At 65.1% G+C, this 10,554-nt stretch carries 9 protein-coding genes; 6 read left to right on the top strand and 3 right to left on the bottom strand.

Annotated elements, in window-relative coordinates; genetic code table 11:
• Nucleotides 1–53: 53 nt before the first annotated feature.
• Nucleotides 54–2,504: a glycogen/starch/alpha-glucan phosphorylase gene (locus tag LO50_RS12070; protein WP_044315155.1), complete on the bottom strand. Its 2,451-nt coding sequence runs from the start codon at nt 2,502–2,504 to the stop codon at nt 54–56.
• A 197-nt stretch (nt 2,505–2,701) separates the two neighbouring features.
• Between LO50_RS12070 and LO50_RS12065 the strand changes: the two genes are divergently transcribed.
• Together LO50_RS12065 and LO50_RS12060 are read left to right on the top strand one after the other, a co-directional pair.
• Complete coding sequence (locus LO50_RS12065) at nt 2,702–3,109, top strand: YkgJ family cysteine cluster protein (RefSeq protein WP_236690587.1); 408 nt, start codon at nt 2,702–2,704, stop codon at nt 3,107–3,109.
• Nucleotides 3,110–3,291: 182 nt separating this feature from the next.
• Nucleotides 3,292–3,744: a thioesterase domain-containing protein gene (locus LO50_RS12060; protein ID WP_003303048.1), complete on the top strand. Its 453-nt coding sequence runs from the start codon at nt 3,292–3,294 to the stop codon at nt 3,742–3,744.
• Between the two features lie 77 nt (nt 3,745–3,821).
• Here the strand turns inward: LO50_RS12060 and cysQ are convergent, their stop codons facing one another.
• Both cysQ and nudE read right to left on the bottom strand, forming a co-directional pair.
• Nucleotides 3,822–4,640 (bottom strand): 3'(2'),5'-bisphosphate nucleotidase CysQ, encoded by an 819-nt coding sequence (gene cysQ, locus LO50_RS12055; RefSeq protein WP_044315154.1) that lies wholly within the window; start codon nt 4,638–4,640, stop codon nt 3,822–3,824.
• Nucleotides 4,637–5,203 carry an ADP compounds hydrolase NudE gene (nudE, locus tag LO50_RS12050; protein ID WP_041015291.1) on the bottom strand — a complete coding sequence of 189 codons (567 nt, stop codon included), beginning with the start codon at nt 5,201–5,203 and terminating at the stop codon, nt 4,637–4,639. The genes cysQ and nudE overlap by 4 nt, the downstream gene beginning before the upstream one ends.
• 119 nt (nt 5,204–5,322) lie before the next feature.
• Here nudE and yrfG point away from each other — a divergent pair, with 119 nt between their 5' ends.
• From yrfG to LO50_RS12030, 4 genes are all read left to right on the top strand, one after another.
• The gene (gene yrfG / locus LO50_RS12045; protein WP_044315153.1) at nt 5,323–6,003 is read left to right on the top strand and encodes a GMP/IMP nucleotidase; all 681 of its coding nucleotides are present in this window, start codon (nt 5,323–5,325) and stop codon (nt 6,001–6,003) included.
• A gap of 170 nt (nt 6,004–6,173) precedes the next feature.
• On the top strand, nt 6,174–8,735 hold the full coding sequence (locus LO50_RS12040) for a PAS domain-containing hybrid sensor histidine kinase/response regulator (RefSeq protein WP_044315152.1): 2,562 nt from the start codon (nt 6,174–6,176) through the stop codon (nt 8,733–8,735).
• 269 nt (nt 8,736–9,004) lie between these two features.
• On the top strand, nt 9,005–9,853 hold the full coding sequence (gene fdhD / locus LO50_RS12035; RefSeq protein ID WP_042922663.1) for a formate dehydrogenase accessory sulfurtransferase FdhD: 849 nt from the start codon (nt 9,005–9,007) through the stop codon (nt 9,851–9,853).
• Between the two features lie 196 nt (nt 9,854–10,049).
• The gene (locus LO50_RS12030) at nt 10,050–10,511 is read left to right on the top strand and encodes a glycine zipper domain-containing protein (RefSeq protein WP_003303059.1); all 462 of its coding nucleotides are present in this window, start codon (nt 10,050–10,052) and stop codon (nt 10,509–10,511) included.
• The last annotated feature ends 43 nt before the right edge of the window (nt 10,512–10,554 follow it).

The raw sequence follows: 10,554 nt of genomic DNA, 5'->3' as shown, positions 1-10,554 counted from the left end.
CCCTCGCCATTTGTGGCTGCGCGCCGGCGGATGACCCTCCGGCGCGCCGGCCATCACAGCACTTTCCAGATCTCCCGGGCGTACTCGCGAATGGTGCGGTCCGACGAAAACCAGCCGGTGCGGGCGGTATTCAGCACGGAGGAACGCCACCAGCGTGCCGGATCACGCCAGCACTCCTCGACATCCAGCTGCGCCTGCCAGTAAGCCTCGAAATCGGCGCAGACCATGAAGGTGTCGTGCCAGCTGATGCCATCCACCAGCCCGGTGTAGCGGCCCGGATCACCCGGCGAGAAGGCACCGCCACGAATCGCCGAGAGCACTTCGCTGAGCCGCGGCGAAGCGCCGATGATGGCTTCGGCGTTGTACTCGTTGGCCTGCTTGCGCACATTCACCTGCTGCGCGGTGAGGCCGAAGATGAACATGTGCTCAAGGCCGATCTGCTCGCTCATCTCCACATTGGCGCCGTCCAGGGTGCCGATCGTCAGCGCCCCGTTGAGGGCGAACTTCATGTTGCTGGTACCCGAAGCCTCCAGGCCGGCGGTGGAAATCTGCTCCGACAGGTCCGCCGCCGGGATGATGTCCTCGGCCAGGCTGACGTTGTAGTTGGGCAGGAACACCACCTTGAGCAGGCCGCGCACGGTGGGGTCGGCATTGATGGTATTGGCGATGTCGTTGGTCAGCTTGATGATCAGCTTGGCCTGGTGATAGCTCGCCGCCGCCTTGCCGGCGAAGATCTTCACCCGCGGCACCCAGTTGCCGCCCGGATCGGAGCGAATCGCCTGGTACAACGCGACGGTGTGCAGCAGGTTGAGCAACTGGCGCTTGTACTCGTGGATGCGTTTGACGTGCACGTCGAACAGAGCGGTCGGGTCGACGCTGATGCCCAGCCGCTCCTGGATCACATTGGCCAGGTGACGCTTGTTGGCCAGCCGCTGTTCGGCGAAGCGCTGGCGGAACGCGGCCTGTTCGGCAAAGGGTTCGAGCTCGCGCAGGCGCGTCTCCGGCTCATCGAGCACCTCCTCGCCGACATGCTCCACCAGCAACCGAGTCAGCTGCGGATTGGCCTGGTAGAGCCAGCGGCGGAAGGTGATACCGTTGGTCTTGCTGTTGATCCGCTGCGGATAAAGGCTGTGCAGATCGGTGAACACGGTCTTGCGCATCAGCTGGGTGTGCAGCCCGGATACGCCATTGGTGCTGTGCGAACCGAGGAAGGCCAGATTGCCCATGCGCACCCGGCGACCGTGATCTTCCTCGATCAGCGATACCGAGCGCAGCAGCTCGGCATCGTGGACGCCGCGCTCGCGCAGCTGGTCGAGATGGTAGGCGTTGATCAGGTAGATGATCTGCATGTGCCGCGGCAGCAGGCGCTCCATCAGGCCCACCGGCCAGGTTTCCAGCGCCTCGGGCAACAGCGTGTGGTTGGTGTAGGACAGCGTCGCCGTCGTCAGCCGCCAGGCATGCTGCCACTCGTAACTATGGACGTCGACCAGCAGTCGCATCAGCTCGGCCACGGCAATCGCCGGGTGGGTGTCGTTGAGCTGGATGGCGGTGTACTCGGGCAGGCTGTCCAGCGAACCGCGCTGCTTGATGTGGCGACGCAGCAGGTCCTGCAGCGAGGCGGCGACGAAGAAATACTCCTGCCGCAGGCGCAACTCCTGCCCGGCCTCGGTGCTGTCGGCCGGATAGAGCACCCGTGAAATGCTTTCGGCGCGGGCCTCTTCGGCCGCTGCACCGATATGGTCACCGGCGTTGAAGCGCGCCAGATGGAAATCCGCCTCGGGCCGCGCACGCCAGAGGCGCAGCGTGTTCACCCCGGCGCCGCGCCAACCGACGATGGGGGTGTCATAGGCGATCGCCCGTACCCCTTCGGCCCAGTGCCAGAAATGCTGGACCTCGCCTTTCTCGTTGGTGGCCGCCGTGACGCTGCCGCCGAAGCCGATCAGATACTTCACCTCGGAGCGCTCGAACTCCCACGGGTTGCCGAAATCCAGCCAGGTCTCGGTCTGCTCGTGTTGCCAGCCATCGACGATGGCCTGGCGGAACAGGCCGTGGTCATAACGGATGCCGTAACCATGGGAGACCACGCCGAGGGTCGCCATGCTCTCCATGAAGCAGGCCGCGAGCCGGCCGAGGCCGCCATTGCCGAGCGCCGCGTCAGGCTCCAGCAGGCGGATGCGTTCGATATCCACGTCGAGCCCGGCGAGCGCTTCACGCGCCACGTCGAACAGGCCGAGGTTGCTCAGGCTGTCGACCAGCAGGCGGCCGATGAGAAACTCCAGAGAGAGGTAATAAACCCGCTTCTGCCCGCTGGTGTAAGCCTCGCGCGTGCAATCCATCCAGCGGTCGATGGTGCTGTCGCGAGTAGCCAAGGCTACCGCATGGAACCAGTCGTAATCGGAGGCGTTCTCCGGATCCTTGCCAACCGAGTAGGTGAGCTTGCGCAACACTCGCTCACGGAAAGCGGCAATTTCTTCAGCGGTGGCAATGGCTGTTTCCTGCGTCATGGACAGACCTCGGTTAGCGAAGACACACAAGAGGGACTCGCGGCAGCCATGCCCGTTCACCTCCATTCGACATTCCAGAAAAAGCGTTGCAGGTTTCCTTTACATCTGCGCTACCGCCCGTCCGGTCGCCGCCGTCGGAAGACGCTGGCAATCGCCGCGCGACTCGTTATGATCCGCGCGCCCGAACGCACCGAAGACTGCCCGTGAAGACAAGATTGATCGCCTCCGCCGACCCGGAACGCCTGGAAACCTGGGTGCGCTACAGCGCCGGCCTGTGCCGCGACTGCCATGCGACCTGCTGCACCCTGCCGGTGGAGGTACGCATCGACGACCTGATCCGGCTGGAGCTGGTCGACGTCTTCGAGCGTGACGAGCCGGCAAAGAACATCGCCAAGCGCCTGAGCAAGGCGGGCATCGTCGAGCACTTCAATCACAAGCACGAGATCTTCACGCTGACCCGCCTGGCCAATGGCGACTGTCTCTATCTGGACCGCAAGACGCGGCTTTGCACGGTCTATGCCAAGCGCCCGGACACCTGCCGCAACCACCCGCGTATCGGCCCGCGCCCAGGTTATTGCGCCTACCGAAGCAAAACCGCCGGCTGACGCGGCGCACCATCGGACATCGCCGCTGCACCCGCCAGCACCGATGCGGAACACCGCAGACAGCAGCGCGGCGTGCCCGGATTCGTCGCCACGGATAGCCTGAACGGACTGGCCAAAGCGTGACTCAGGAGTCATGCTTGGCGTCTGTCTGTATCTTCGTAACGTTTAGGAACCTCCCCGGCATGAGCCGCGATAGCCGCTACCTGGAAGCCATCCTCCATCACGACATTCCGCTGACCCGCTCGCTCGGGCTGCGCGTCGAGCAGTGGGAAAACCACGAGTTGCGCCTGCAGGTACCGCTGCAGCCGAACATCAACCACAAGAGCAGTATGTTCGGCGGCAGTCTGTATTGCGCTTCGGTGCTGGCAGGCTGGGGCTGGCTGCATCTGCGGCTGCGCGAGGCGGGCATCGAGGATGGGCACATCGTCATCCACGAAGGGCAGATCGAGTACCCGCTGCCGGTGGTGGATGATGCAATCGCCATCTGTTCAGCGCCGAGCCCCGAGGCCTGGGAGCGCTTCGAATCGATCTATCGTCGCCGTGGCCGTTCGCGGCTGGAGCTGAAAAGCCGCATCCTGGCGGCCGACGGCCGTGACGCGGTGCGCTTCACCGGGCAGTTCGTGCTGCACAAATAAGCGAAGGATTACATTGCACGCGTCTGCGGCGGCTTGCTCAGTCGGCGCAATGCCCGCTCCAGGCAGACGCGCCGGGGTTACTCGCGATTGGCCAGTTCGATCAGCCAGTCGCGCCAGTCGACGCCTCTGGGCAGAGCCAGGAAAGATGGGTTCAGATAGCTTTCCCGCGCGTCATAGCGCAGCGCAGCACCACTGACATCCAGCACCTCGCCACCGGCACCTTCCAGCACCCCCTGCGCGGCAGCGGTATCCCACTGCGAGGTCGGCGCCAGGCGCGGGTAGCAATCCGCAGCACCTTCGGCCAGCAGGCAGAATTTCAGCGAACTGCCGACATTCGCCAGCGCCAGCTCACCGAAACGTTCGCCCAGACGACTCAGCAGCTGCTCCTGCGCCGGACTGCTGTGGCGACGGCTGGCGACCACGGTAAACGCTTGCTCCGCTTGCTGGCGCACGCGCAGCGGCTGAGTCGCGCCGGAGACTTCGCTGCGCCAGGCGCCGAAATCCTCGCCACCGTAGTAACAGCGTCCGGATGCCGGAATGCCGACCACGCCGAAGCGCACCTTGCCTGCCTCGATCAGCGCGACGTTGACCGTGAACTCCTCGCTGCCGGCGATGAATTCCTTAGTGCCATCCAGCGGATCAACCAGCCACCAGCGCGTCCAGCCGGCGCGCTCGCTCAGCGGCACCTCGCAATCCTCCTCGGACAGCACCGGGATGGCGCTATCCAGCGCCATCAGGCCGTCCAGTAACACCTGATGCGCCGCCATATCGGCGACAGTCACCGGCGATTCGTCGGTCTTGGTCTGGACATCCAGCTCGCTGCGCCAGTGCGGCAGGATCGCCTCGCCCGCCTGACGCACCAGATCGATGACCGACGACAGATAGGGATGACTCATTGGCCGAACTCTCCGCGCTGGGTCAACAGATCCTTGGCCAGGTACAACGCGGCCAATGCACGCCCCTCGCTGAACTGCGGATGCTGCACCAGACTGGACAGTTCGTGCAGGTTGACCTTGTCGAGCCGCATCGGCTCCGGCTCGTCGCCGGGCAGCTGCTCCGGATACAGATCGCGCGCCAGCACCACCTGAATCTTCTGGCTCATGTAACCGGGCGACAACGACAGCTCGGTGAGCAGCTCCAGGCGGCGCGCGCCGAAGCCGGCCTCCTCCTTGAGTTCGCGGTTGGCCGCTTCGAGCACGTCTTCACCCGGCTCGATCAGGCCCTTGGGCAGCGACAGCTCATAGGTGTCGGTGCCGCCGCAATATTCCTCGACCAGCAGTGCGTTCTCTGCATCGGCCAGCGCCACGATCATCACCGCGCCGTAACCGCTGCCCTTGCCAACCAGGCGTTCATAGGTGCGCTCGACACCATTGGAAAAGCGCAGCTGCAGCTCCTCGACACGGAACAGTCGGCTGCTGGCGACGATCTCACGGGCTAGCACGGTGGGTTTCTGGCGCATGGGAAACTCCTGGAAACGCGAGCGGCTATCATAACCCGGCTTTTTGCGCTGGCCGTGAGTGCTTTGCGACCAGCTGACCGACGCCGTCCCGTCCATACACCGCTGACGCGAGCCCGCACATGACCGCCAACCTGCCCTGGTCCGACATCGATACCGTCCTGCTCGACATGGACGGCACGCTGCTGGATCTCCATTTCGACAATCATTTCTGGCTCGAACTGCTGCCGCAACGCTACGCCGAGCTGCACGGCATAAGCCGCGCCATGGCCGAGCTGGAACTGGCACCACTGTTCAACGAGCACGTCGGCAAACTCACCTGGTATTGCCTGGACTACTGGACCCGCGAGCTCAACCTGCCGATCCGCGACATGAAACGCGAGATCGCCGAGCTGATCGCCCTTCGACCAAATGCCGACGAATTTCTCGCCGCGTTGCGCCATACCGGCAAGCGCGTGGTGCTGATCACCAATGCGCACCGCGACTCGTTGTCGCTGAAGCTGGAGAAGATCGAACTGGCGCCCTGGTTCGACCGCCTGATCAGCTCCCACGACTACGGCTATCCGAAGGAGGAGCCGCAGTTCTGGCACGCACTGCGCCAGGATCTGGAGTTCGAGCCCGCACGCGCACTGTTCATCGACGATAGCCTGCCGATCCTGCGCAGTGCGCATCGCTTCGGCATCGCGCATCTGCTGGCGGTGCGCGAGCCGGACAGCCGCCGCGCACCGAAGGACACCGAGGAATTCGCCGCGGTTGACGATTACCTCGACCTGATCCGCAGCCTGCACGGCGGTCCAGCGTGACGGCTGGCGCTGCCTTCGGGCAGCCGGAAGCTTTACACTACGCAACAGTTGCCGTCGGCGGGAACCGGCTCAGGACGAGCCCGGGCCGGCACGCATCGAAACAGCGCAGCGGTGCGCAGCACATGCCCTGCCGCTCGTAGTTCGCCCACGGATGATCGATAGGAAGCAACATGGCAGCAGTAGGCGCCGAATTCTGGCCCCATAGTCACAGCGAGATGAGCGAGCGAATCCGCCGGCATGACTGGGGGGCGACTGCGCTCGGAACTCCTGACGCCTGGCCGGCTTCGCTACGGCTGCTGCTGGACACCATTCTCGAAGCACCCCTGCCGATGTGCATCCTCTGGGGCGACCAGGCGCTGCAGTTGTACAACGACGCCCACGCCGCACTGATCGGCGATCGCCACCCGGCCGAACTCGGCCAGCCCGCTTGCCACCGCTGGGGCGCGACCTGGGCCCTGCTGGAGCCGGCCTGCGACACTGCCCGCCGCGGTGAGCCACGAGTGCTGCGCAATCAGCAACTGGTCATCGAACGCGATGGCGCTCCGGTGGAAGCCTGGTTCGACCTCGCCCTGAGCCCCATTCGCAACGCCTCGCACGGCATCGGCGGTCTGCTGCTGTGCCTCAGCGAGACCAGCGAACGCGTGCGCACCGAAACCCGCCTGTCGCAGACCGCCCTGCACTACAAGCTCAGCGCCGAGGTGCACCGCGCCAGCGAACAGCGCCTGCAGCTGGCACTCGAGGCCAGCGACCTGATCGGGATCTGGGACTGGGCAATCCAGGCCAGCGAGATCCCGGCGGGCGCGGAGCTTTCCCGCATCCTGCCGGTGGCCCAGTCCGGGCCGAACGGCCTGAGCAGCGAAGCCTTTTTCGATCATGTCCATCCCGACGACGTGCCTCGCCTGCGCGCTGCGCTGGAGCGCTGCATCGTCGAGCGCGGTACGCTCGACGAGCGCTACAGGCTGCGCAGCGACGATGGCGTCACCCGTTGGGCGCTGGCGCGCGGGCGCTGCCATTGCGACGAGCAGGGCTGGCCACAGCGCTTTCCCGGCGCGGTGATGAACATCACCGGACAGCAGGCCAGCGAAGATGCCCTGCGCCAGAGCGAAGCCGAGTTGAAGATGGTCACCGATGCTCTGCCGGTGCTCATCGGCTACGTCGACGCCGAGGAGCGTTTTCGCTTCAACAACCGCTACTACTCCGACTGGTTCGGCCATTCGACCGAATGGCTGCTGGGCAAGACCGCCCGCGAAGTGCTCGGTGAACGCGGCTATGCCGAGCGCCAGACAAGCATCCGTGACGCCCTCGCCGGCCGCGACGTGACCTTCGAGGCTCATAGCCCGCACCGTGACGGCCAGCCCCGACGCATGCTGGTGCACTACCTGCCGCGCCGTGACGGCCAGGGCAACGTGCTCGGCTTCTTCGTCATGGCGCTGGATGTCACCGAGCGCTGGCGCGCCGAACAGGCTCTGCGCGAACTCAACGAGACGCTGGAAAGCCGTATTCAGGAGCGCACCCAGGCACTGGCGGAAGTCTACGAACGCCTGCTCAAGGAAATGGCCAGCCGCGAGCAGGCACAGGAAGCGCTGCGTCAGGCGCAGAAGATGGAAGCAGTCGGCCAGCTGACCGGCGGCATCGCCCACGACTTCAACAACATGCTGACCGGCATCATCGGCGGCCTGGACCTGATCCAGCGCTACATCCAGTCCGGCCGCCACGGCGAAACCCAGCGCTTCATCGATGCCGCGGTCACCTCGGCCAATCGCGCCGCGGCACTGACCCACCGCCTGCTCGCCTTCGCCCGGCGCCAGCCGCTGAATCTCAAGCGTGTCGAGCTGAACCAGCTGATCGAGTCGATGCACGACCTGCTCAGCCGCACGCTGGGCAGCCATATCCACATCCGCAATCAATTGCAGCAAGGTCTGTGGCCGGTTTCCAGCGACGAAAACCAGCTGGAAAGCGCGCTGCTCAACCTGGTCATCAACGCCCGCGACGCCATGGCTGACGGCGGCGCCCTGCTGCTGGAAACTCGCAATGTCGAACTGTACAGGCAAGGCGATGTGGGCGATCTGGCCGCCGGGCGCTACGTCATCCTCTGCCTGACCGACAGCGGCTGCGGCATGAGCCCCAAGGTGCTGGCCAGCGTCTTCGAACCGTTCTTCACCACCAAACCCATCGGCCAGGGCACCGGGCTCGGCCTTTCCATGGTCTACGGCTTCACCCGGCAGGCCGGCGGCCATATCCAGATCACCAGCGAACCGGGCGAAGGCACCCAGGTCAGCCTGTACCTTCCCGTATTCGAGGACCAAGGCGCCAGCGTCGCGCCAGCCGGCGAAGACGACGGCCCGCTTCAGGCCCAGCAAGGCGAAACCGTCCTGGTGGTCGAGGATGATCCGGCGGTGCGCCTGCTGGTCATCGACGTGCTACAGATGCTCGGCTATCAGACGCTGGAAGCCGCCGACGGCAATGCGGCGATCCGCCTGCTTGAGAGCACGCCCACCATCGACATGCTGGTCACCGATGTCGGACTGCCCGGCATGAACGGCCGGCAACTGGCGGATGTCGCGCGCCAGCATCGCCCCGATCTGCCGGTGCTGTTCATGACCGGCTATGCCAAGCAGGCCGCCAGCGCGGACTTCCTCGAACCGGGCATGGACATGATCAGCAAGCCGTTCAACCTCGATGCGCTGGCCAAGCGCGTACGCGACATGCTGGCGGATAACGACCAGCGGTGAATCGTCCGTAGCCGGCTGGGGTCATAACCCTATCCACCGGCGGCGAGCATGCACTGCAGTTGCAGCGTTGCAGAACGCCGGTCTCGTCAGACTTCGTGGCCTGTGCGGTGAGTGGTTGAGGCAGGTTCGGATGTAAATGGCCGAGACAAGGTGCTGCGACAAGTCATAGCGGGCTATGGCGAGGAGCAGCAACCCAGTATCGGGGCCATGGACGCCGAAATTGACCAACCGAACCTGCCAAGCAGGCGACTAACCGGACCGAATCGCCGATGAACGCCCCGTCTCGCCTGAATGCCGGCGTCGCCACTGCCGCGCAACCACCTGCCGGCGCCAGCCAGCGCTACTGCTACCAGCCAATCGACGATGTCGCGCAATGCGCAGTCGATCTTGCCGAGGAGTGCGCGCTGGCGATCGCCTACAACGGGCTGAGCCAGGCGGTGATGATGATCTCGCCGGCCGATCTGGAAGATTTCGTGGTTGGTTTCAGCCTGGCCAATGGCTTCGTCGAGTCGCTGGATGATATCTACGACATTCGCCTGCACGGCAGAGGCAGTGCGCGGCGCGCCGAATTGGACATTGCCAGCCGCGCGTTCTGGCGCCTCAAGCAGCAACGCCGCCAGCTACCCGGCAACAGCAGCTGCGGGCTCTGCGGGGTCGAAGCGCTGGAGCAGGCACTGCCGCGCCTGCCCGTCATGCCGGCAGCGCCACTGCCGCCCTCGCACTGGTTGCAGGACCTGCGTCAACGAATCGAAGCGTTTCAACCGCTGGGGCGCGACTGCGGGGCGGTGCACGCCGCATTGTTCATGGACGCCAACGGCGAGATCCGCCTGGGCCGCGAGGATATCGGGCGGCATAACGCGCTGGACAAGCTGATCGGTGCCATGGCCCGCTCCGGCTGTGCAGCGGCCGGTGGTCTGGCGATCGTCACCAGCCGCTGCAGCCTGGAGCTGGTGCAGAAAGTGCAGCGGGCCGGGATTCCAGCGCTGGTGAGCCTGTCTTCACCCACCGGCCTGGCCGCCCAGTGGGCGCAGCGACATAACCTCAACCTCATCCACCTGCCACAGCACAGCCCGCCGCGGATCTACAGCCCTGCCGCAGCGGTGCGCGCGCAAGGCTGATGCTGATTCCGAGCGGGTAAAGGCCCTGCGCGCAGGCCCCACAAGCGAGCTAAGACCACTCGAAACACCTCTTGTTCCTAAGCAAAATCAAATAGTTAGCAAACGCCAACCGGATCACGCATTTCATCGGATCGCTCTTGCCGCAAGCGCAGCGGCGCGTGAGGATCGCGGCGCAATCCACATACGGGATCACTCCATGAAGTACGCCTCGATTTTCCTGTTGTCCACCAGCCTGCTCAGCGCTGCAGCCTTCGCCGGCAGCAACACCGAAGCCGCCGTCGGCGGCGCGCTCGGCGGTGCATTGGGTTCTGTGGTGGGAGAACACCTGGGGGGCTCGACCGGCGCCACCATTGGTGCCGGCGTTGGCGGCGCGGCCGGCGGCATGGTCGGTGCGGACAAACGCAGCCGTACCGAAGCGGCCATTGGTGGTGGCCTCGGTGCGGCAGGCGGTAATGTCATCGGCCAGCAGGTCGGTGGCAGCACGGGTGGGCTGATCGGCGCAGCCGTGGGCGGCGGCGCTGGCGGCGCGATCGGCAATGCCTACGGCGACGATGATGATGACTACCGGCGTGACCGTCGCTACCGGGATGATCGCCGCTACTACGGCCATCCAGGCAAAGCCAAAGGTCATTACAAGCACAAACACAAGCATCACTGAGGGCCGCAGACGGCAGGCATTGCCGTCTCGCAGCCATCACTGC

Origin of the sequence: Stutzerimonas stutzeri, from assembly GCF_000935215.1 — a bacterium.
In the GTDB taxonomy this organism is placed as follows: Bacteria; Pseudomonadota; Gammaproteobacteria; order Pseudomonadales; family Pseudomonadaceae; genus Stutzerimonas.
Note: the sequence above shows the minus strand (reverse complement) of the source record. Positions and strands in the feature narration are given on the sequence as shown.